Source organism: Actinomyces capricornis (assembly GCF_019974135.1).
In the GTDB taxonomy this organism is placed as follows: domain Bacteria; phylum Actinomycetota; class Actinomycetes; order Actinomycetales; family Actinomycetaceae; genus Actinomyces; species Actinomyces capricornis.
In genome coordinates, this window is the sequence record NZ_AP025017.1 from 1,034,265 (window position 1) to 1,056,101 (window position 21,837).

The window sequence follows — 21,837 nt, forward strand, 5'->3', positions numbered from 1 at the left end:
GATACGTGCCCGGGTCGGCGCGGTGGCGCCGCACCGGGCGCGCCCGGCTCAGGAGCCGGCCTCCTGCGAGCGCTCCCGCGGCCCGCGCGTGGACAGGTAGGGCCGGGTGGCGGAGTAGTGCACGGAGACCTCCCAGTGGCTCCGGGCCCACAGGCCCGCCCCCAGCGCCATGAGCAGGGCGGCCGCGCCACCGGCCGCGATGCTCACCCGAGGCCCCCAGGTATCCGAGATCCAGCCCATGAGCGGGGCCCCGACGGGTGTGGAGCCCAGGAAGCACATCATGTAGATGCTCAGCACCCGCCCGCGCATGGCCGGCTCCGTGGTCATCTGGATGGTCTGGTTGGCGCTGGTCAGGAGGGTCAGAACGCACAGGCCCACCGGCACGGTCATGAGGGTGAAGCCGGCGTAGGTGGGCATGAGGGCCAGGGCCAGGGTGCTGGCCCCCAGGCCCAGGGAGGCCACGATGACGGTGCGCACCCGGGGGCTGCGCCGTCGGGCCGCCCACAGCGCCCCGCTGAGCGAGCCGACGGCGAAGACCGAGGAGACCCACCCATAGGCGCTCGACTCCAGGTCGAAGACGCTGCGGACCATGGCCGCCATGGTCACCTGGAAGTTGAGGGTGATCATGGAGATGACGGCGATGACCACGATGATCAGGACGATGTCACTGCGGTGGCGGATGTAGGCCAGACCCTCGCGCAGCTGCCCGGCCGCCCGCGGGGCGCGCGGGACCTCCACCAGATCGGCCACCCGCATCCGGGCCAGGGCCAGGGCGGGCAGCAGGAAGGTCGCGGCGTTGAAGGCGAAGACCCAGCCCGTGCCCACCCAGGCGATGACCACGCCCGCCAGGGCCGGCCCCAGCAGCCGGGCGGCGTTGAAGGAGGCCGAGTTCAGGCCCACCGCATTGGCCAGGTTGTCCGGGGGCACCATGCGGGCCACGAAGATCTGGCGGGCCGGGGCGTCATAGGCGGCGGCCACCCCCGTGAGCAGGGCCGCGAGGTAGACGTGCCACAGCTGCACGTGCCCCAGCAGGACGTCGAGAGCCAGGAGGGCCGAGACCGCACCCATGGCGCTCTGAGTCCAGATGAGGAAGGTGCGCTGGTCCACCCGGTCGGCTACGAGCCCGGCATGCGCCGACAGCAGCAGCATGGGCAGGAACTGCAGGGCCGTGGTCAGGCCCGTGGCACTAGCCGAGTCCTCGGTCAGGACCCGCAGCACCAGCCAGTCCTGGGCCACACGCTGCATCCAGGTCCCGGTATTGGCCACCAGGGCCGCGAAGAACCAGATCCGATAGTTGTGGAAGCGCAGGGAGGCGAAGGTGCTGTTCACGGGGGTGGTCCTAGGCGATCCCCAGGATGTCCTTGATGGGGGCGAGCGTGAAGTAGACGACGAACAGCCCCGCCGTCAGCCACATGAGCGGGTGGACGCCGCGGGCCCTGCCGCGCGCGACCTGGACCACCACGTAGGTGACGAAGCCGGCGCCGATGCCGTTGGTGATGGAGTAGGAGAAGGGCATCATGATGATGGTCACAAAGGCCGGGATGGCCAGCTCCGGCACCTTCCAGTCGATCTCAGTGACCTGCATCATCATGAGGAAGCCGACGATGACCAGGGCCGGCGTGGCCGCCTCGTAGGGCACCATGGAGACCACCGGGGCAAGGAAGACCGAGAGCAGGAAGAGCGTGCCGGTGACCACATTGGCCAGGCCCGTGCGCGCCCCCTCGCCCACACCCGCGGCGGACTCCACGTAGGAGGTGTTGGAGGACACCCCGCCCAGTCCCCCGGCGATGGCCCCCAGGGAGTCCACCACGAGGATCTCACGGGTCCGGGGCGGGTTGCCCTGCTCATCGAGCAGGTCCCCCTCGGCTCCGATGGCCACCATGGTGCCCATGGTGTCGAAGAAGTCGGCGAGCATGAGGGAGAAGACCAGCAGGATCACCGAGACCGCCCCCATCTTCTCCCAGGAGCCCAGCAGGGAGAAGTGGCCCAGGCTGGACAGGTCGGGCACCGAGACCGGGCTGCCGGAGAGCTCGGGGACGCTCAGGGCCCAGCCGGTGAAGTTGAGCTCGCCGTGCTCGGGGTCGTCGTTGAAGGCGCCCAGGTGGAGGACCGCCTCGACGACGACGGCCACCACCGTGGCCGAGACGATGCCGATGAGGATCGCGCCGCGCACCTTGCGGATGTAGAGCACGATGGTCAGGAACAGCCCCAGGAGGAAGACCAGCACCGGCCACCCCTGGAGGGAGCCGCCCAGTCCCAGCTCCAGAGGCGTGCCCCCGGGGCGCACGACCTTGGAGTCCACCAGGCCGATGAGCGCGATGAACAGGCCGATGCCTACGCTGATGGCCGTGCGCAGATGGGGCGGGACGGCGCGGAAGACGGCCTCGCGGAAGCCGGTGAGCACCAGGATGAGGATGAGGATGCCCTCGATGACGATGAGGCCCATGGCGTCGGCGAAGGTCACGTCACTGGTGCCCACGATCGTGTAGGCCACCATGGCGTTGATGCCCAGCCCGGCGGCCATCGCCAGCGGGTAGTTGGCGATGAGGCCCATGAGGATCGTCATGACGCCGGCGATGAGGGCGGTGCCCGCGGCGATCGTGGCCTTGGCGCTATCGAGGTCGCCGACGCCGGTGGGCGCCAGGGGGTCGTTGGCCAGGGCCCCGGCCAGGATGAGGGGGTTGAGGACGAGGATGTAGCTCATCGTGAAGAAGGTGACGACGCCGCCACGGACCTCACGCCCAATGGTCGAGCCACGCTCGGTGATGCGGAAGAAGCGGTCCAGCGGTGAGATGCCCGCCGGAGTGGGAGCAGGGGATGTCTGTGTACTCACATACCCGGATTCTTCACGCCTCGGGGCGCCCGGGGCAACACCCCCGGGGCGGCGGGCGCCGGGTCGCCGGTGCAAGGCTCAGCGCTGCGGGAGGCTGGCCTCCAGATCCTCCAGGCTCATCGGCCCTGCGCCGGAGGCGCTGGCAGCAGGGCGCAGGGCGGCCGTCAGGCCGGCCACCGCCTCGCGGGCCGAGGCCGCGCGCTCCTCGGGCGCCTCGGCCGACGCCGACTGGGCATGCTCAGCGCACTGGGCATCCTGCGCCACCGACCCGGGATCCTGGGCCGGCCGAGACGGCAGGGACTCAGGAGCGGGCTCCCCACCCGCCTGCGACGCCGCGGCCGCCTCACCAGGGTCCTGCGGCTGGGGCGCGTTCCTCCCGGCGCTCGTGCGCCCGGTGGCCCTGCCCTGCGTGCTCCGCGCGGCGCGCCGCCTCCCGGCACGCTTCTGCGGTGCCTGGGCGGCCGCCTCTCCGCTCGCGCCAGCCGCACCGGCCTGGGCGGCTACCGGCTCGGCAGACTCGGCCGGCTCAGCCGTTGTGACGGCCTCAGCGGGCTCAGGCTCCTGGCCCTCGGCGCCGACGGCCGCCGTCGCCAAGTGCAGCAGGGGCTCGATCAGGGTGCCACCCGCGTCCTCGGCCGCATCCGGCCGGGAGGCGGCCGGCTCCGCCGCGGGCTCGGGCGCGCCGGCGCCGTCAGGAGCATCCGCCGAGCCCTCCGCAGGGGCCTCACGGCGCTCGCGGGCCGGTGGGGCGTCGTCGGCCCGCTCCTCCGGCGAGGAGGCGGTGCCACGGCGCAGGCTGGGCTCCCCGGTAGTGTCGGTACTGATGGCCTCCACGCGGTGGTCGTCGACCCGGGAGGGGGTGATGGGCCACTGGGGGCCCTGATCGGGGACATCGGTCTCCGAGTGGGCGCCGCAGCCGTGATCCAGGGAGACCACGGTGCCGTCGTCGGCGGCCCACTCATTGGCGCACACCCCGAAGACCGCTCGCATGGCCCCCGCCATGGGCAGGAAGAAGCCGCAGGTCGAGCAGGTGGCGTGGGCAGCGCGCACGCCCTCGGCCCGGGGGCCGTGGTCGCCGGCGTACCAGCGCTGGGCCGCGCGGCTGACGCCCTCGGCACTGAGCACCCGGGCCCGGCCCAGGTCCAGCTCATCGAGGGCGACGGCGTCGGCGTCCTGGCCCGTGGCCTCCCAGCCGGGCTCCAGGCGCTCGTCCTGCTCGCGCCGGGGAAGGCGGTCGGCGCGCCCCAGGTCGCCCGGCTCCAGGCGCTCGGCCCAGGGCACCCAGGCGGGCGCCAGGAGGGCATCATCACCGGGCAGCAGGCCCATCTCGCAGACGGTGGCAGTGCGACCGCGCGGCGGGCGGCTCAGGGTCACCGCCCAGTGCCAGCCCCGGTACCCGGGCATGGTACAGGCGAAGAGGTGGGTGACCAGGCGCGGCTCATCCAGTGTGGCCGCCAGGTGCTCGCCCACGCCGTCGGCCGTCACCTCCTTGAGCGCGGCCCTGGCCAGCTCCACGGCCGCGGGGGAGGTCAGGGTCTTGTCCTTGGCCGCCAGGGCCAGGTTCTGGGCTGACGGGAGGGCCCCCAGGCGGGGAACCGGTTGCGTCGCGGTGTCACTCACGCCCCCAGTGTAGGGGCCGATCTCAAGACCCCCGCGCGCCGGAGCGACCTCCGGCGGGTGGACCGCCCTCCGGCAGTCTCGGCGCCGGCCCGCCGACGCGTGCCGGCCTCCCCACCGCCCCCTACCGCCCGGGGACCCGCTCCTGCCCCGCCGCCCCAGCCTCCTCCTCCGCGACGGAGATGATGCGGTGGACGGCCACGGTCAGCTCGGTCTCGCGCACCGCATCGCGCAGGCGCACACGTCCCGGCTCGATGGCCAGCACGCGCACCCGGCGCTCCTGGGCGGCGCCGTCGGGCCCCGCCAGTCGCAGCATCAGCGGTGCGCGGGCGGCCTGGGCCTGGCGCAGAGCGGCCAGGACGTGGGCGGGGTCGGTGACCGGCTCGGCGAGGCCGGCGCCCCGCAGGGCCTCCCCCTGGCGCATGCGCGTCACCAGGGCGGTCAGGGCCCTGGCCGCGGGAGCCTGAGGGCGGCGGGAGCGCAGGTCGGCGTAGTCCTCGCCCGGCCTGGAGGGGGCGGGGGCGCCGCGCCCGGAGGGCGCCTGGGCCAGGCGCAGCAGGCCCCCCTGGGCGTCCTCCAGGGCCGGGGCCAATCCCGCCTGGCGCAGCTCGCGCACCACCTGCCGGGGCGGGGCGGAGGAGGCCAGGATGCCGGGGGCCAGGAGGGACAGGCCCAGGGGTCTCAGGGCCGGCTCGGCCAGGAGCCCTGCGGCCACGGCCTCGTCCGCCACGCGCAGGATGCTGGCGGCGGCCCGCACCCGCACGGCGCCATGCTTGCGGGCGGCGTCCTCCACCAGGGCCCTCAGGGCGCTGGGCAGGGGCGAGGGGCTGACGGCGGCCAGCTCGTCGAGGATCTCCTCGGCGGCCCAGCCCGCATCCAGGGCACCGCGCACCGAGTCGGGGGTGAAGCGCACCCCCAGCGCGCCGCCACGCGACTCCACCTCGCTGGTGCGCGCCAGGAGCCGGGCCAGTGCCGGGTCGGGGCGCCCCGGCACGATCGCCGTGAGATCGGATTGGACGAGCAGCATCGTCACAGGTGCCGGAAGGTCGGCCGCGAGCGCCTCCTCCAGGGCGGGCAGCAGCAGGTGGCCGGGGGTGGGGCCATTGGCCGCCCCCGCTGCGGGGGCTCCGGCCGCCGTCGGCGCGGCGTCGCCGGCCGACGGCGTCCCGGTGAGCTCGCGGGCCAGGATCCGCCCGGCGGTGGACAGGGCGCCGGCGCCCAGGACGCCCAGCGCCTCGGCCTCTGCCATGACGGCGCTGACGGCACCGGGCGGCATGGTCCGGCGGGGCCGCTCATAGCTCAGGGCCGCGCGCACGAAGGCGGGGATGGTCGCCCGCCCCGGGGGCAGGGCGTCCAGGAGTAGGAGGAGTCGTCGTCGCAGGCGCCGGGCCCAGGCGGCCTCCAGGTCTGCGGCCAGCACCGGGCGCGGGGCTCCTCTGTCATCCCGGGCGCCCACGAGCCAGGGGGTGCGGGCGCTGCCCATCCAGGCGGCGGCCAGCGGCGCCCAGCGCTGCTCGACCCCCTGGGCGCGCCAGTCCTGGGCGGCCCGGGAGGGCTGCCAGTGGGCCCCGGCCTCATCGAGGCCCAGGAGCCCGGCGGCGGCGGCGGTCTCGATGATGCGGGCGGCCTGGGCGGGCTCGCAGTCGAGGGCCTCGGCGGTGCGGTGGAGGGCGCGCACCCCCACGCCTCCGGTGCGCAGGATGGGGGCGGCCTCGTGATCCCACTCCTGGAGGAGCTCCTCGACCAGGCGGACCGCCTCCTCGGCGTGGAAGGCGGCCTCGGAGGCCACGGTGGCACTGTCCACCTCCTCCAGGGCGCTGGGGTCGGGGCGGGTCAGCTCCTCGCGGGTCAGGCGTCCGCCGCGCAGCGCCAGGGCCACCTGGCGAGGCAGGACCAGGCGGGTGCGGCCCTGGGCGTCCGTGCTGCGGTGGAGCCAGCCCCGCTCGATGAGGGGCTCGGCGGCGGGCGCGGCGCCCCCGGGGCGCAGAGTGCCCACGGGCGGCCCCCAGGTCAGGACCTCCAGCAGCTCCACCGAGGCCGAGGGCAGGTCCTGGCGGTTCGACTGCAGCTCGGCCAGGGTGGGGGGCAGGGTGCCCGGGTCCTGCGCTGCGGCGGGCCCCAGGCCGAAGGGGTGGGGGCCGAAGGCCTCGACCAGCCCCTGGACGGGCCGGGCACCGACAACCAGGGCGAGGTCGGCGACGCGCTGGGCGGCTGCCGCGGCGTCGTCGACGGGCAGGCCCAGGGAGGTGGCGATCGCCTCGGCGTCCGGACCCTCGGCGTCCGGGCCCTGGCCGGCCTCGTCCTCGCCGACCACGAGGGCCTGCGCGACGGCCAGGGTGGGGGCGTCCAGGCCGGCCAGGGCCTGCTCGACGCTGGGGCGGGCGGCGGCGCGCAGGGCGAGGGCGCTCAGGGAGGGTGGGGGCGGGGTGGCCAGGTCGGGGCGGGCGCTGAGAAGCCCGGCAATGCCGCGGTCCGGCAGTGCCGTCAGGTGCGCGGCGAGGTCGCGGGGGGAGGCGGGGCTCATCGGCGTCAATCTACGCCGCCCATCCGCCGCGCGCCGCTCCGCCGCTGCACATCTTCAGCCCCGAACCCGACCCCGGACCCCCACCTTTCATTGAAACCTCGTCGCGCACCCCGCTGAAGATGTGCAACGGGGAGGGCGGGGGCCTCCCGGGCCCGGATCTGGTCTGGAATACTGCCGCGCATGTCCTCGGCTGCGTCCCAGATCCCTGACGGCCCGCTCATCGTCCAGTCCGACCGGACCGTCCTTCTGGAGGTCGCCCATCCCGACGCCGCCCAGGCGCGCCGCGACCTGGCGCCCTTCGCCGAGCTGGAGCGGGCTCCCGAGCACATCCACACCTACCGGATCACGCCCCTGGCGCTGTGGAATGCGCGCGCGGCCGGCCTGGACGCCGAGCGGGTGGTCCATGTGCTGCTGACCCACTCGCGCTTCCCGGTGCCCCACTCGCTACTGACCGAGGTGGCCGAGACCATGGGCCGCTACGGGCGCCTCCAGCTGGTCACCGACCCCGCGCACGGCCTGGTCCTGCACTCCTCCGATGCCGCCGTGCTGGAGGAGGTACTGCGCTCCAAGCGGACCACGGGGCTGCTGGGCGAGCGGATCGGGCCCGACGACGTCGTGGTCCACCCCTCCGAGCGCGGGCACCTCAAGCAGGTGCTCATCAAGCTGGGCTGGCCCGCGGAGGACCTGGCGGGCTATGTGGATGGCGAGGCCCATCCCATCGAGCTGCGCAACTCCCCGCAGACCTTCGAGCTGCGGGCCTACCAGGCCGAGGCGGTGGAGTCCTTCTGGTCGGGGGGCTCGGGGGTGGTGGTGCTGCCCTGCGGTGCGGGCAAGACCCTGGTGGGAGCGGCCTCGATGGCGCGCTCGGCGACGACGACGCTCATCCTGGTGACCAATGCGGTCTCGGCGCGGCAGTGGAAGGACGAGCTCATGCGCTTCACCACGCTGGGCGCCGAGGAGATCGGCGAGTACTCGGGGGCCCGTAAGGAGGTGCGCCCGGTGACGATCGCGACCTATCAGATCCTGACCACCAAGCGGAAGGGCGTCTACCCGCACCTGGATCTGCTGGACGCCCACGACTGGGGCCTCATCGTCTACGACGAGGTGCACCTGCTGCCCGCGCCGGTCTTCCGGATGACGGCGGAGCTCCAGGCGCGCCGGCGCCTGGGGCTGACCGCCACCCTGGTGCGCGAGGACGGGCGCGAGGAGGAGGTCTTCAGCCTCATCGGCCCCAAGCGCTACGACGCCCCGTGGAAGGACCTGGAGAACCAGGGGTGGATCGCCCCGGCGCTGTGCACGGAGGTGCGCCTGACCCTGGATGCCGGGGAGCGGATGGCCTATGCGACGGCCGAGCCGGAGGACCGCTACCGCCTGGCCGCCTGCGCCGCGGGCAAGCCGGCGGTGGTTCAGGCGCTGCTGGCGCGCCATGCGGGCGAGTCGGCCCTGGTGATCGGCAGCTATGTGGACCAGCTCGAGGAGCTGGCCGAGGGCCTGGGCGCCCCGGTCATCACCGGCTCGACGACGGTGCGCGAGCGCACGCGGCTCTATGACGCCTTCCGCGATGGGCAGGTCCCGGTGCTGGTGGTCTCCAAGGTCGCCAACTTCTCCATCGACCTGCCGGGGGCCTCGGTGGCGGTGCAGGTCTCGGGCTCCTTCGGGTCCCGCCAGGAGGAGGCCCAGCGGCTGGGGCGGATCGTGCGCCCCAAGGCCGATGGGCGCCAGGCGCACTTCTACACGGTGGTCTCGCGCGACACGGTGGATCAGGACTTCGCGGCGCACCGCCAGCGCTTCCTGGCCGAGCAGGGCTACGCCTACGAGATCATCGACGCCGCCGAGGTCACCGGCGCCCCCGGGCAGGCCCCGGGCCGGGCTGAGGGCCCAGGGGATGCGGCCGATGCCGGGGACGCAGGGGTCCGGTAGGGCGCTGCGGGGCATCGACGGTGGCATTGATGGCCCCCAGGCTCCTCCCGCAGGAGGAGTGACAGGGCACACCCCCCTGCGGGAGTATCGGGCATATCCCGGCCCTTGAGGAGGCGGCCGCGATCAGTCCTCCTGGAAGAAGGAGAGCTCCTTGCACGCAACACGACTACACCGGTGGGCCACCGCGGGACTGTGGCTGCTCGGCCTGGTCACGCTCGCACTGTCCTGCGCGCTGGCGTGGCTGGTCTCCAGCAGCCTGTCGGTGGCTCAGGAGACGACGACGCAGACCGAGATGCCCTCAACCCCGAGTACCGCCGTCATCGAGACGGGCTTCTGACGGGCTTCCGACAGCGGAGCCTTCCGACGGCGCAGCCCCGCGGGCCCGCCCTCCAGTGCTGGGGGCGGGCCCGCGGCGTGCTCCTCACACCCATGCCTCCGCCCTGCTCCACGCGGGCGCTGAGGCACTGAGCCCCTGGCGTGCGCCGGTCCTCGGCGGCGGCACGTGGGCGGCGCCTGCGCCCGGGCGCAGGAGGGAGTGGGGAGGGGAACCTGGGATGGCGGGGCCGGCACAGTGGGTGCGGATCAGGCCATGGATCGCGTCTGGCCTGCGCAAACGACCCGCTCCCCAGCGGCGGTTCCATGTGCGGCCCCGCCATCCCAGATGCTCCTAGACTGCCTGGCCCCGCCGCTGCGCGCCATGGCCTGAACTCCCCGGGGCGCACTCCCCACCCCGGGCGGCGCTGTAGGCCCTGGCCTGGCGGGCGAAGGTGCGCGCCAGGCGGCGTCCGAAGGCCTGGATGACGGGGTCGGCCTCCACGGCGGAGCGGCGGGCCCGCTCCCCCGCCTCACGGGCATGGGCGGGCATGTCGGAGTAGGCGATGGCCTCCGCCCCGGGCATGCCCTCGTGGCGCAGTGCGCTGCGGGCGCGCCAGTAGGCGACGCGCTCGGGCGTGGACTCGGGGTGGTGCTGGAGGGCCAGGAGCCTGCCCGCCCGCCAGGCCTGGATGGGCGCCCTGTGGGAGGAGGCCAGGAGGACGGCGCCGTCGGGAACGCGGGTGACGACGTCGTCGTGGGAGACGATGACGGGGATGCGGGTGCCGCCCCGAGTGGGGATGCCGGCGCGCACGGCGGCCCGCACGGCCTCGGCGATGGCCTCGGCGGTGAGGGGGTCCTCCAGAGCCGCGGGGGTGAGCTCCAGGTCGACGACGCCGCCCTCCGCCCCGTGCGGGGAGGGCACGGCGGTGGCGCCGCCCAGGGCCTCGGCCGCGACCTGCGCGCCCAGGCAGATGGCGATGGCGGGGGCCTGGGCCCCGGCGACCTGGCGCAGGAGGGCGCGCAAGTCCTCCAGCCAGGGGTGGGTGGGGTCGTCGTGGGCGCTCATGGCCCCGCCCAGGACGATGAGGCCGTCGCCGATGCCCTCCAGGGCGGGGATGGCCTGCCCCTGCCAGGGGCGGACCGTGCGCAGGGCGGCTCCCTCGGCGAAGAGCCATTCCCCCAGGCGCCCCAGGGGCGCCCCGGCCTCGGGCTCGATGACGGTGATCAATGGCCTGTCAACTGCGCGTCTCTCATTCATCGCCCCCCATTGTGGTGTCACTGGGGAGGAGTGCAAGCAGGGCGGCGCCCCGGCCCAGCGGCCGTCTCCCCTTCCTTTCGACAATTTGCATGAGATCGGCCTTTTCCAGGCCTGGAGAAGTACGATCTCATGCAAATTGTCGAAAGTTAGGGGAGGCGCGCGCCTTGGGCGAAACGGCTTGCCCGGGCCACGCCCAGCAACAACGATGTCCCCAGGAGGCGTGCGCCCACCCCCAGCGGGGGCCGGGCGCAGGACGCGGGGGCGCCACCACGGCGAGCCCCGCAGGAGGAGGAAGGACCCCATGATCTTCTCTCGCTGGATGGGCAAGGACCGGCAGGGGCAGGCACCCGGCGCAGCTGAGCCCTCCCCGATCGAGCAGCTGCGCACCCGAGCGGGCAACGCCCTGGTCCAGGCCGACAACTCCGTGCGCTCGGCCGACGAGGAGCTGTCCTACGCCCAGGCCCAGTTCGGCCTGTCGGCCACCGACCCCTTCCGCGAGGCCCTGGATCGCGCCCGCGCCCATGTGGCCCGCTCCTTCGAACTGCGCAAGCTCCTGGATGACGACATCCCCGAGACCCCGGCCCAGCAGCACCAGATGCTCACCGAGATCGAGCAGCGCTGCGAGGCCGCGGTCATGGAGATCCGCGCCCAGGAGGAGGCCTTCAGCAGGCGCCGCGGCATCGAGGCGACCCTGCCCACCTCCATCGCCGAGACCGCGCAGCGGGCCGACGAGACCGAGCAGGCCATCGTCATGGCCGATACGCTCCTGGTCACTCTGCACGCCGCCTACCCCGACTCCTCCCTGACCAGCGTCAGCCAGGCGCCCGAGCAGGCCCGGCGCCTCCTGGCCGCCGGGCGCACCGCCCTGGACCAGGCCCGCGCCAGCGCCCAGGCCGGCCAGGACGCCACCGCCGTCGAGCAGGTGCGCATCGCCCAGGGCTCCATCGCCCAGGCCGGCACCCTGGCCGCCCAGGTCACCAATGCCCGCGAGCGCCTCCAGCGGGCCGCCGCCGACCTGGAGGCCGCCATCGCCTCCATCTCCTCCGATCTGGTCGACGCCGAGCGCCTGGCCGACGCCGTTCCCGCCGCCTCCCTGGCGCCGCTCGTGGCCGACGCCGAGGCCGCCGTCGCCGAGGGGCGTGCCGCCAGTGGCCCCGCCCCCAGCGGCGACCCGCTGGCGGCCCTGGACCACCTGGCCCGGGCCGAGGCCGCCATCGACGCCGCCCTGGCCCCCGCCCGCCAGCGCGAGGAGAACGACTCGCGGGCGCGCGCCTCCCTGGGCTCGCGCCTGGCACGCCTGAACTCCCAGGTCGAGGCGGTCACCAGCTACATCACCACCCACCGCGGCGCCGTGGGCCCCTCGGCGCGCACCGCCCTGAGCGAGGCCTCCCGGCATGCAGCGGCCGCCACCTCCCTGCAGCGCACGGACGCCTCGGCCGCCCTGGCCGAGGTCGCCGCCGGCGAGCCGCTGGTCGCCCAGGCCCAGGCCATCGCGGAGGCCGATGTGCGCAACTCGGACTCCTGGATCGGCGGTGGCGGCGGCTCCCGGAGGGGGCCCGGCGGCGTGGACGTCGGCTCCCTGGTGCTGGGCGGGCTCATCCTGGGTGGCATGGCCAACTCCGGCCGCCGCTACGGGGGGTGGGGAGGTGGGCCTGACCTCCTGGGAGGGATCGCCGACGGTCTCGGCGACTTCTTCGACTAGTTGTCCCTCCTCGGGAGGTTGTCGGCGCGGTGGGGACCCGCTGCCGCCCGTGGCCCGGGTCCACTCGGCCGGATAACGGGCCGACGCCGGGGATCAGCCGGGCACGATGGGACATCACTTCGCGACAAGGGCGTCACTTGGCGGAATGGACGTACCTTGTAGGTGTCGTCCATTCCGCCAAGTGACGCGCTTTCCGCGAAACGACGCCCGACTGGGGCCCCTCGCCCCGCCCCGAGCACCTGGCCCTCCTGGGACGCCATCCCCGTCCCGGCCCCGACGCCGGGGAGCGCACGTCCGCCCCCGGAGGAACCCACGGGCAGGAAACCGCGCCGCGATTCTGGGAGCATGGCCCCGGAGCACCGACCAGATCCGCGAGCCGCCACCGGCGGCCGGGCACAACGAAAGGGACCCCATGGCTGAGAAGCAGTCGATCCTGGGCCGTATCGCCCAGCTCACCCGCGCCAACATCAATGCCCTCCTGGACCGCGCCGAGGACCCGGAGAAGATGCTCAACCAGCTCGTGCGCGACTACACCGCCTCCATCGCCGAGGCCCGCGACGCCGTGGCCCAGACCATCGGAAACCTGCGCCTGGCCGAGAAGGACCGGGACGAGGACGTGGCCGCGGCCCGCGACTGGGGCAACAAGGCGCTGGCCGCCTCCCGCAAGGCCGACCAGATGCGCGCCGCCGGCGACAGTGCTGGCGCCGACAAGTGGGACTCCCTGGCCAAGATCGCCCTGACCAAGCAGATCACCGCGGAGAACGAGGTCAAGGCCGCCGAGCCCATGATCGCCTCCCAGCGCCAGGTGGTCGACCAGCTCAAGACCGGCCTGCAGCAGATGGAGGTCAAGCTCGGCGAGCTGCAGTCCAGGCGCGACCAGCTCATCGCCCGCCAGAAGACCGCCGAGGCCCAGGTCAAGGTGCAGGGCGCCATCCGCTCGATCAATGTGATGGACCCCACCTCCGAGCTGGCCCGCTACGAGGACCAGGTGCGCCGGGTCGAGGCCCAGGCCGCAGGGCAGATGGAGCTGGCGGGCTCCTCCCTGGAGTCGCAGTTCGCCGAGCTGGAGTCCTCCAGCGCCCAGTTGGAGGCCGAGGCGCGCCTGGCCGCCCTCAAGGCGGGCTCCAGCCCCGCACTCCAGGCCGCCCCCGCCGCCCCGGCCCAGATCACCGACGGCGATGTCGATGCCGCCTTCGAGGCCCTCAAGACCCAGGGCCAGGGGGCGCCGCAGGCCAACGGCCAGGCCCAGCCCCAGGCCTGGCCGCAGCAGGATGACCAGTCCTCCTACTGAAGCCTTCTGAGCGCCTCATCCGCCGGCGCCCGGTTCGCGCACCGAGCCCTCATAACCGGTCCCAGCAGTCCGCCTCCCGTGGCATCCCGCGGGAGGCGGACTGCGCCCGTCCCCGGCGCTTCTCGCCGCCGCCTCTCCCCCGGCCCCGCCGGTCTCGACGGCGCAGGCACGCTATGCCTCCCGAGCGCCTCCCACTCCCCGCCATATTCGAGCCGACACCCACCACTCTTGCAGGATGTTCACAGAAGGAGGAACGCCCCACTCCCCCTCCTGTGCCTCAAACCGCAGGTCAGGGGCGGTACGACACGGCCGCGCCCGCTCGACGGGCTCCGCCCGATTCCCGCACGACGGCTAGCATGAGGCCATGAACGTACCGACCTACCTTCTCGTCGACGGCGAGAACATCGACGCCACCCTGGGCATGAGCGTCCTGGGCCGTCGCCCCGAACCGGAGGAGCGCCCCCGCTGGGACCGCGTCCTGTCCTACTGCGATGAGATCGCTGGTATGACGGTAAAGCCGACCCCCGGCCCGACGGCCGGCCAGGGCGCGAGGAACGCACGGGCCCTGTTCTTCCTCAACGCCACCTCGGGCCACATGCCCATGGGCTTCATCCAGGCACTGCTGGCCATGGACTACCGTCCCGTGCCCCTGGCCGGCTCGGGCTCCACCGAGGAGAAGGTGGTCGACATCGGTATCCAGCGGACCCTGGAGGCGCTGGCGCAGAAGGTGGAGTCGGGCGAGCAGGCGCAGATCCTCCTGGGCAGCCACGACGGCGACTACGTCCCCCAGGTCGAGCGGCTCCTGGACGCGGGGGCGCAGGTGGGGATCCTGTGCTTCCGGGAGTTCCTCAACGCCCAACTGGCCGCCCTGGAGACGCGGGGCCTGAGCATCCACGATCTGGAGCTGGACGTGCGCGCCTTCACCAGCCCCCTGCCGCGGGTGCGCATCATCCCGCTGTCCGAGTTCGACCCGCTCTCCTTCCTCTGAGCCCAGCCCCCGGTGCATGTGCGCGCCTGGCGCACCTGTGCCGCGGGCGGCGCCCGGGGCCGGTACCCGAATCGGCGCTCAGGCTCGAGGCACAAGGCGCCCAGCCCGCGGGAGCCGCCTCGTCTCGCACTGCCGACACCCCGGGGGCATCGATATTCCTCCGGCCTGCGGGCAGCCGGCCACAACCAGGGGAAGTGCAGCGGTGGAGCCAGGAAGGCCCCGCTGCTCACCGGCCACCACTCCGGGCAACCTCACTTTTTCCTCAGAAGCCACCCAGTTAACCTCCAGGTAGGAGTTGCATGGTGGTTTCATGGAGCGTTCCCAGCAAACCCGCACCGAAGCTCACCTGCTCGTCGTGGATGACGAACCCAACATCCGCGACCTCCTGGCCTCCTCCCTGCGCTTCGCAGGTTTCGAGGTCTCCACCGCAGGTGACGGCAACGGCGCCCTCAAGGGCACCGAGAAGACCTCTCCCGATCTCATCGTCCTGGATGTCATGCTTCCCGACATGGACGGCTTCACCGTGGCCAGGCGCCTGCGCGAGCGCGACGTCTCCACGCCCATCCTCTTCCTGACCGCGCGCGACGACATGGCCGACAAGGTCCAGGGCCTGACCGTCGGCGGGGATGACTACGTCACCAAGCCCTTCGGCCTGGAGGAGGTCATCGCCCGCATCCGCGCCATCCTGCGCCGCACCCACGCCATCGAGAATGAGGACGACGGCGTCGTGCGCGTCTCCGACCTGGTCCTGGACGAGGATGCCCACGAGGTCCACCGCGCGGGCGTGGAGGTCGAGCTCTCCCCCACCGAGTTCAAGCTCCTGCGCTACCTCATGCTCAATGCCGGCCGCGTCGTGTCCAAGGCCCAGATCCTCGACCACGTCTGGGAGTACGACTGGAACGGCGACGCCGCCATTGTCGAGTCCTACATCTCCTACCTGCGCCGGAAGGTCGATCAGATCGATGGCCGCGACGGTCAGCCCGTGGCGCCCCTCATCCAGACCCGGCGGGGCGTGGGCTACATGCTGCGCGAGCCCAAGGCCGAATGATGGCCCCTGCGCGCAGCAGCGCACGCGCCAGGGTACCCAAGGGCAAGCAGCACCGTCCGACCAAGCGGGGCCGCTGGCATCCGATCATCTCCATCCAGCGGCCCTGGCAGGCACTGCCGCTGCGCAGCCGCCTGGCCCTCATGACCACCGCCCTGCTGACCGTGGGCCTGCTCATCGTCTCCTTCGTGGTGACCTCGCTGCTCCAGAGCCACCTGTACAACCAGATCGACGAGCAGCTCAAGACCACCGCCGTGGCCTTCGGCGAGCAGGGCGTGGAGCGGATCAAGAACGGCTCGGACTTCAGCGGCATCCTGCCCTCCACCTACTACGTGCAGGCCGACTACGTCTCGGGGAGCGACGACGGCACGTGGATCCACCCCGACACCGCCGCCGAGTACGGCATCCCCCGGCTGGATGACGAGCTGGACTACTCCACCGCCGTGGCCAACTCGGGCAACCCCCGCCTGGTCTCGGTGGACTCCGATCAGCCCACCCGCCAGTGGCGCGCCATCATCATGCTCCTGCAGGACGAGACCACCGGCGAGTACGTGGGCGTGGCCGCCATCGCCCTGCCGCTGGCCAACATCACCGAGACGGTGGAGCGTACCCGCCTGGTCGTGGCCCTGGCCGATCTGGTCATCATCCTGCTGGGGGCCATCATCGCCACCTACCTGGTGCACCGCTCCTTCCGCTCCCTGCGCCAGATCGAGAGCGTGGCCGGGCGCATCGCCCGCGGGGACCTGTCCGCCCGCATCCTGGTCACCGAGCCGCCCACCACGGAGGTGGGCTCCTTGCAACGGGCACTCAACACCATGCTCTCCCAGAACGAGCACGCCTTCTCCGTCCAGGTCGTGGCCCAGGAGCGCATGACCCGATTCGTCTCCGACGCCTCACACGAGCTGCGCACCCCCCTGGCGGCCATCCGCGGCTACGGCGAGCTCTACCGCATGGGCGGGGTGCCCGGCGACCGCGTCAGCGAGGTCATGACGCGCATCGAGACCGAGTCCAACCGTATGGGGCGTCTCGTCGACGACCTCCTCCAGCTCGCGCGCATGGACGAGGGCCGCGAGATGGAGATGGAACGGGTCAGCCTCACCGAGCTGGCCGTGGGGGCACTGAGCGACATGACGGTTCTGGCCCCCGACCGGGACTGCTCCCTCATCCCCCTCGATGACGACGATCCCGAGGCCGAGGCCCCCGTCGTCGAGGTCGTGGGCGACCGGGACCGCCTCTCCCAGGTCCTGACCAACCTCCTGGGCAACGTCGTGCGCCATACCCCGGCGGGCACGCCCGTGCAGATCGCGGTGGGGGCGCGTCCGGGGCCCGCGCTGCCGCAGGGGCAGGCGGCCCCCGGGGACGGCGTCCACGGCAGCACCCAGGGAGGTGTCCATGACAGCCCGGGCATCGCCGTGGTCGAGGTGCGCGACCACGGCGGCGGAGTGCCCCCCGAGGAGGCAGAGAAGGTCTTCCAGCGCTTCTACCGCGCCGATTCCTCGCGTAACCGGGAGACCGGCGGCTCGGGCCTGGGACTGGCCATCGTCATGGGCATCATCGAGCGCCACGGGGGGACGGTGCAGATGCTCCAGACCCCGGGCGGGGGCGCTACGGTGCATATCGAGTTGCCCCTGCCTGCGCCCGAGCAGCCGGCACCGGCCGTTGAGCAGGGCGCCTGAGGCGGGCTGCAGCGGGCCGTTCGGGGACGACTCGGGGGCTCTGACGAGCACCATGGGTAGTGCTCCCCACCGCGGACACGCCTACGTGGCCCGACAGACACGGCGTTTCTTCGACTTCCACTCCCGGGAGTCCTACGATGACACGCACTCAGCACCACCGAATCCGATCCCGGAGGCCGACCGATGGGCGTCATCGACGCACCGCAGTGGCTACTGCCCGCGTTCTCACGCTCCGTGAGGGCGCTGGGCACCACGGCACCCGCCGAGCAGATCCGCGCGGCCGGGGAGCACCTGGTAGCGCTGTGGTCCACACCCGACCGTCGATTCCACAACCTGCGCCATCTCATCGACATGCTGGCGCGCGTCGATGAGCTGGCGGACGAGTCCCACCACCCGGACATCATGCGGGTGGCCACCTGGTACCACGGCTGCGTCTTCTCCGCGGAGACCGAGCAGGTCAACCGCCGCAACGGCGGGGAGGACGAGGCGGCCTCGGCGGCCTTCGCCGCTCAGGACCTGCGCGAGCTGGGGGTGCCCGAGGCGGCCGTGGAGCGCGTGTGCTGCCTCATCGTCAACCTCAAGCGCCACACGCTGTCGGCCGATGACATCGATGCCATGGCGCTCATCGACGCCGATCTGGGAACACTGGCGGTCGACCCGCAGACCTACAAGGAGTACCTGCGGCTGCTGCGCGAGGAGTACGCCCACATCCCCCAGGCCGACTACCTGCGGGCGCGCCTGGCCATCACCTCCCGGCTCCTGGAGCGCGACAGGCTCTTCCACTCCCCCCTGGGCCAGCGCTGGGAGCCGCTGGCGCGGGAGAACCTGGAGGCGGAGGCGCGGCGCGTGGCCGGCAAGCTCGCGGCACTGTGCCCGCAGGAGGCGGCCGAGTGCACACGGGCCGACGACGGCGCGGGGCCGGCTCAGCCCTCGAAGCCGGCCGGCCCGCTACCGGCCCTGAGCTCCAGTCTCAGCGACGAGCCCGACGACGGCGCCCAGTCCCGTGGGCGCGCCCCGCGGAGCCCGGATGCGGCCGGGGACTACCTCCTCGCGCCCGTGCCGGATGCGCCGGTGGCCAAGCCCTCGGCGATCTCACCCAGCAGCGTCCCTGCAGGGCAGGCGCCCAGTGCGCCCACGCCCCACACCCCGGCCCAGGGCCTTCCCACCCTTGCCCCGGCGGAGGGCCCGGCAGGGCCCGCCAGCACTCCCGGAGGCATTGATGCGCCCCTGTCCCACGCCCCGTCGATGGAGTCCTGCGCCGAGGACCTCGAACGGCTCCTGGGCTCGCCCCGCCCCGGGCAGGAGCGCTGCGCCAGCCGGCACGACCTGGCCCAGGAGGAGAGCGCCCGACTGGCCGAGAAGCTGCGCCTCAAGGCCGAGGCCGCCAAGATCGCCCGCGAGGCTCGCACCGGGGAGATCGCCCCGATCACTGAGGAGATCGTCGACGACGGCGCCGACCGGCTCTGACCCCACCGCGGGGCCCGCCCCCAGCGGGATCGGCCACTGGTGGGCTCGCGGGACCCGGAGCCTCGACCTTCAGGGGCTGGGAGCGCGGCCTTCGGCAGGATTCCGGGGCGAGCCGCGCTCCACAGGCGGGCACTTTGCAAGCGCCGTCCACAGACCCGGGGCCGGGGCGCGCGGGCGGTCCGGGGCCGGACCTACCGTGGTGACAACCGCAGCGCTGGAGGCGCTGGCTCACCGCACAGAGAGGTTCACCCATGGCCACCTTCACCGTCGATACCGTCGCTGTTGCCGACACCGCCACTCGGGCGCGCACCCGCATCGCCACGATCCAGACCGAGGTGGACGGCATGCACAGCGACATCACCACCCTGCAGGCCTCGTGGACCGGCAGCGCCTCGGACTCCATGGGGGTGTGCGCCTCGGACTGGCGGGTCACCCAGCTCCAGGTCCAGGCCAATCTCGACCAGATCAGCCTGGCCCTGGATCAGGCGGCCACCTCCTACGACGACGCCGAGACCACCAATGCCGGGCGCTTCGGCGCGGGCATGGCCTGAGGCCCGCAGCGCACACGACGGCGGGCCGCCCCCGCAGTAGGGGACGGCCCGCCGTGATGGCGCCTGTCGGCTCGCACCAGTACCGGTCACCGGGACTGGCGCACTGATCAGTCAGCGGATCAGTACATGCCGCCCATCTCGTCGCCGCCACCGGCCGGGGCGGCCGGGGGCTCGGGCTTGTCGGCCACGACGGCCTCGGTGGTCAGGAACAGACCGGCGATGGAGCCGGCGTTCTGCAGGGCGGAGCGGGTGACCTTGACCGGGTCGGCGATGCCGGCGGCCAGCAGGTTGACGTACTCGCCGGTCGCGGCGTTGAGGCCCTCACCGGTGGGCAGGTTGCGCACGCGGTCGACCACGACGCCGCCCTCGTAGCCGGCGTTGACGGCGATCTGCTTGAGCGGGGCCTCCACGGCGACCTTGACGATCGCGGCACCGGTGGCCTCGTCACCCTCGAGGGTGAGCCCGTCGAGGGCCTCGGAGGCCTGGATGAGGGCCACGCCACCACCGGCGACGATGCCCTCCTCCACGGCGGCCTTGGCGTTGCGCACGGCGTCCTCGATGCGGTGCTTGCGCTCCTTGAGCTCGACCTCCGTGGCGGCACCGGACTTCAGGACGGCGACGCCGCCGGCCAGCTTGGCCAGGCGCTCGGAGAGCTTCTCGCGGTCGTAGTCGGAGTCGGAGTTCTCGATCTCCATGCGGATCTGGGCGGTACGGGCCTCAATGGCGTCCTTGTCGCCGGCGCCCTCGACCAGGGTGGTGTCGTCCTTGGTGACGACGACCTTGCGGACCTGGCCCAGGTCCTCCAGGGTGGCGTTCTCCAGCTTCAGGCCCACGGTCTCGGAGATGACCGTGCCGCCGGTGAGGATGGCCATGTCCTGGAGCATCGCCTTGCGGCGGTCGCCGAAGCCCGGGGCCTTGACGGCCACGGACTTGAAGGTGCCGCGGATGCGGTTGACCACGAGGGTGGCCAGGGCCTCGGCCTCGACGTCCTCGGCGATGATGGCCAGGGGCTTGCCGGCCTGCATGACCTTCTCCAGCAGCGGCAGGAGGTCCTTGACGTTGGAGATCTTGGACTCCACCAGCAGGACGTAGGCGTCCTCCAGGACGGCCTCCTGGCGGTCGGGGTCGGTGACGAAGTAGGGCGAGATGAAGCCCTTGTCGAAGCGCATGCCCTCGGTAACCTCGAGCTCGAGGCCGAAGGTGTTGGACTCCTCGACGGTGACGACGCCCTCGTGGCCGACCTTCTCCAGGGCCTCGGCGATGAACTCGCCGATCTGCTCGTCGGCGGCCGAGATCGAGGCGGTGGCCGCGATCTCGTCCTTGGTCTCCACGTCCTTGGCGTCGGCCAGCAGGCGCTCGACGATGGCGGTCACGGCCTTGTCGATGCCGCGACGCAGGGCGATCGGGTTGGCACCGGCGGCCACGTTGCGCAGGCCCTCGCGGACCAGGGCCTGGGCCAGGACGGTGGCGGTGGTGGTGCCGTCGCCGGCGACGTCGTCGGTCTTCTTGGCGACCTCCTTGACCAGCTCGGCGCCGATCTTCTCGTAGGGCTCCTCCAGCTCGATCTCCTTGGCGATGGTGACGCCATCGTTGGTGATCGTGGGGGCGCCCCACTTCTTGTCGAGAACGACGTTGCGGCCCTTGGGGCCCAGGGTGACCTTGACGGTGTCGGCGAGGGTGTTCAGGCCGCGCTCCATGCCGCGGCGGGCCTCCTCGTCGAAGGCGATGATCTTGGACATGAGTCTCCTCCACTGAGTGGTGGGTGGCCGGTCCGTGCCCGCGACGGACGGATCGATGCCCTGGCGTTCACGTCACGCCCGGAACCGGTCCTCACGTCCCAGCCTAGGTCTGTTGTCACTCGAAGGCTCCGAGTGCTAACCGCAATGCTGGCACTCTCCGTCCTTGAGTGCAAGGCGCTCACCGCTGGTGGCGCGTGGAATCCTCCGACGGCGAATCGTCGGATCGCCGGTCCGGCGCCCGCCCTACTCCTGGAAGTCCTCGCGCAGGATGACGACGATCGGGCTGGACTGGGCGCTGTCGGGGTCCTCAACCACGTTGCTGATGCCCAGCTGCTCGGCGATCTGCTCAGCCGTCGCCTTGTGCTCGGGCTGGCTGTAGAGGACCGTGGAGGCGGCGGGCTCGGTCTCGCCGTAGATGCCCTGGGGCACCTCCACCGCGCTGAAGCCGGCGTTGGTGAGCCTGTCCCCGGTGCGCCCGGCCAGGCCGCTGGTCTCCGTGCCGTTGAGGACCGTGACCCCCAGGGTGAGGTCCGCCTGCCCGGAGGTGGCCGAGGAGGTGGCCCCGGCGCTGGGCTGCCCCGCGGGAGCGCTGGCATCCCCGCCGGGCTGGGCGCCGTCGCCCGAGCCGCCCCCGGCACCGCCGTCGGCGGGCTGGGAGACCGCGGGGTCCGCGCTGTCCGAGGAGGTCTGGCGGTCCAGGAGAGTCACCGCGCCCCAGGCCAGGACGGGCACGATGATGATGACCGCCAGCAGCGGCAGCCAACTGCGCCAGCGCGGGACCTGCGCCCGGTGCACGCCGACGGGAACCGGACCCTCATCCTCGCTGACGTCGAACTCGTCCTCGGGGTAGTTGTAGTCGCTCACGCTCCCAAACATACCGGCCGCCGATGGCTTTACGGGGATTGTTCACC

16 protein-coding genes are annotated in these 21,837 nt (G+C 72.8%); 9 read left to right on the forward strand and 7 right to left on the reverse strand.

The genetic code is table 11. The annotated features are described in order from the left end of the window. Window positions 1–48: 48 nt before the first annotated feature. The 4 genes from MANAM107_RS04125 to MANAM107_RS04140 all read right to left on the reverse strand — a co-directional run bounded on the left by MANAM107_RS04125 (window position 49) and on the right by MANAM107_RS04140 (window position 6,974). Window positions 49–1,329, reverse strand: a complete 1,281-nt coding sequence (locus MANAM107_RS04125) for an MFS transporter (protein ID WP_223911480.1) — start codon at window positions 1,327–1,329, stop codon at window positions 49–51. 10 nt (window positions 1,330–1,339) lie between these two features. Then, entirely contained in the window at window positions 1,340–2,833 is a 1,494-nt protein-coding gene (locus tag MANAM107_RS04130) for an NCS2 family permease (protein ID WP_223911483.1), read from the reverse strand. A 78-nt stretch (window positions 2,834–2,911) separates the two neighbouring features. Continuing rightward, window positions 2,912–4,453, reverse strand: coding sequence for a DUF3027 domain-containing protein (locus MANAM107_RS04135; protein WP_223911485.1), 1,542 nt, complete (start codon window positions 4,451–4,453; stop codon window positions 2,912–2,914). A 121-nt stretch (window positions 4,454–4,574) separates the two neighbouring features. Continuing rightward, window positions 4,575–6,974, reverse strand: a complete 2,400-nt coding sequence (locus tag MANAM107_RS04140) for a helicase-associated domain-containing protein (protein ID WP_223911488.1) — start codon at window positions 6,972–6,974, stop codon at window positions 4,575–4,577. Between the two features lie 180 nt (window positions 6,975–7,154). On the opposite strand from MANAM107_RS04140, the gene MANAM107_RS04145 reads away from it, so the two are divergent. Continuing rightward, window positions 7,155–8,894, forward strand: coding sequence for a DNA repair helicase XPB (locus MANAM107_RS04145; protein ID WP_223911491.1), 1,740 nt, complete (start codon window positions 7,155–7,157; stop codon window positions 8,892–8,894). Window positions 8,895–9,045: 151 nt separating this feature from the next. Beyond that, window positions 9,046–9,231 carry a hypothetical protein gene (locus MANAM107_RS04150; RefSeq protein WP_179901349.1) on the forward strand — a complete coding sequence of 62 codons (186 nt, stop codon included), beginning with the start codon at window positions 9,046–9,048 and terminating at the stop codon, window positions 9,229–9,231. A gap of 330 nt (window positions 9,232–9,561) precedes the next feature. Here the strand turns inward: MANAM107_RS04150 and MANAM107_RS04155 are convergent, their stop codons facing one another. Next, a complete protein-coding gene (locus MANAM107_RS04155; RefSeq protein ID WP_223911494.1) occupies window positions 9,562–10,467 on the reverse strand; it encodes a type 1 glutamine amidotransferase in 906 nt (301 codons plus the stop codon). 301 nt (window positions 10,468–10,768) lie between these two features. Between MANAM107_RS04155 and MANAM107_RS04160 the strand changes: the two genes are divergently transcribed. The 7 genes from MANAM107_RS04160 to MANAM107_RS04190 all read left to right on the forward strand — a co-directional run bounded on the left by MANAM107_RS04160 (window position 10,769) and on the right by MANAM107_RS04190 (window position 19,187). Further along, window positions 10,769–12,169 (forward strand): hypothetical protein, encoded by a 1,401-nt coding sequence (locus MANAM107_RS04160; protein WP_223911497.1) that lies wholly within the window; start codon window positions 10,769–10,771, stop codon window positions 12,167–12,169. A 412-nt stretch (window positions 12,170–12,581) separates the two neighbouring features. Further along, window positions 12,582–13,460 carry a PspA/IM30 family protein gene (locus tag MANAM107_RS04165; RefSeq protein WP_179901850.1) on the forward strand — a complete coding sequence of 293 codons (879 nt, stop codon included), beginning with the start codon at window positions 12,582–12,584 and terminating at the stop codon, window positions 13,458–13,460. 364 nt (window positions 13,461–13,824) lie between these two features. Next, the gene (locus MANAM107_RS04170) at window positions 13,825–14,448 is read left to right on the forward strand and encodes an NYN domain-containing protein (protein WP_223911501.1); all 624 of its coding nucleotides are present in this window, start codon (window positions 13,825–13,827) and stop codon (window positions 14,446–14,448) included. A gap of 310 nt (window positions 14,449–14,758) precedes the next feature. After that, a complete protein-coding gene (locus MANAM107_RS04175; RefSeq protein ID WP_179900663.1) occupies window positions 14,759–15,496 on the forward strand; it encodes a response regulator transcription factor in 738 nt (245 codons plus the stop codon). Next, the gene (locus tag MANAM107_RS04180; RefSeq protein WP_223911504.1) at window positions 15,496–17,169 is read left to right on the forward strand and encodes a sensor histidine kinase; all 1,674 of its coding nucleotides are present in this window, start codon (window positions 15,496–15,498) and stop codon (window positions 17,167–17,169) included. The genes MANAM107_RS04175 and MANAM107_RS04180 overlap by 1 nt, the downstream gene beginning before the upstream one ends. 183 nt (window positions 17,170–17,352) lie before the next feature. Further along, a complete protein-coding gene (locus tag MANAM107_RS04185; protein WP_223911508.1) occupies window positions 17,353–18,636 on the forward strand; it encodes a hypothetical protein in 1,284 nt (427 codons plus the stop codon). Window positions 18,637–18,887: 251 nt separating this feature from the next. After that, the gene (locus MANAM107_RS04190; RefSeq protein ID WP_179900660.1) at window positions 18,888–19,187 is read left to right on the forward strand and encodes a WXG100 family type VII secretion target; all 300 of its coding nucleotides are present in this window, start codon (window positions 18,888–18,890) and stop codon (window positions 19,185–19,187) included. Between the two features lie 119 nt (window positions 19,188–19,306). Here the strand turns inward: MANAM107_RS04190 and groL are convergent, their stop codons facing one another. Beyond that, a complete protein-coding gene (gene groL, locus MANAM107_RS04195; RefSeq protein ID WP_179900659.1) occupies window positions 19,307–20,926 on the reverse strand; it encodes a chaperonin GroEL in 1,620 nt (539 codons plus the stop codon). A gap of 243 nt (window positions 20,927–21,169) precedes the next feature. Next, the gene (locus tag MANAM107_RS04200; RefSeq protein ID WP_223911511.1) at window positions 21,170–21,790 is read right to left on the reverse strand and encodes a LytR C-terminal domain-containing protein; all 621 of its coding nucleotides are present in this window, start codon (window positions 21,788–21,790) and stop codon (window positions 21,170–21,172) included. Window positions 21,791–21,837 lie beyond the last annotated feature (47 nt).

Coding starts and splice junctions, on each gene's coding strand:
- MANAM107_RS04160 (WP_223911497.1), top strand. CDS start 10,769: ATGATCTTCTCTCGCTGGATGGGCAAGGACCGGCAGGGGCAGGCACCC.
- MANAM107_RS04185 (WP_223911508.1), top strand. CDS start 17,353: ATGGGCGTCATCGACGCACCGCAGTGGCTACTGCCCGCGTTCTCACGC.
- MANAM107_RS04170 (WP_223911501.1), top strand. CDS start 13,825: ATGAACGTACCGACCTACCTTCTCGTCGACGGCGAGAACATCGACGCC.
- MANAM107_RS04140 (WP_223911488.1), bottom strand. CDS start 6,974: ATGAGCCCCGCCTCCCCCCGCGACCTCGCCGCGCACCTGACGGCACTG.
- MANAM107_RS04190 (WP_179900660.1), top strand. CDS start 18,888: ATGGCCACCTTCACCGTCGATACCGTCGCTGTTGCCGACACCGCCACT.
- MANAM107_RS04165 (WP_179901850.1), top strand. CDS start 12,582: ATGGCTGAGAAGCAGTCGATCCTGGGCCGTATCGCCCAGCTCACCCGC.
- MANAM107_RS04180 (WP_223911504.1), top strand. CDS start 15,496: ATGGCCCCTGCGCGCAGCAGCGCACGCGCCAGGGTACCCAAGGGCAAG.
- MANAM107_RS04155 (WP_223911494.1), bottom strand. CDS start 10,467: ATGAATGAGAGACGCGCAGTTGACAGGCCATTGATCACCGTCATCGAG.
- MANAM107_RS04145 (WP_223911491.1), top strand. CDS start 7,155: ATGTCCTCGGCTGCGTCCCAGATCCCTGACGGCCCGCTCATCGTCCAG.
- groL (WP_179900659.1), bottom strand. CDS start 20,926: ATGTCCAAGATCATCGCCTTCGACGAGGAGGCCCGCCGCGGCATGGAG.
- MANAM107_RS04175 (WP_179900663.1), top strand. CDS start 14,759: ATGGAGCGTTCCCAGCAAACCCGCACCGAAGCTCACCTGCTCGTCGTG.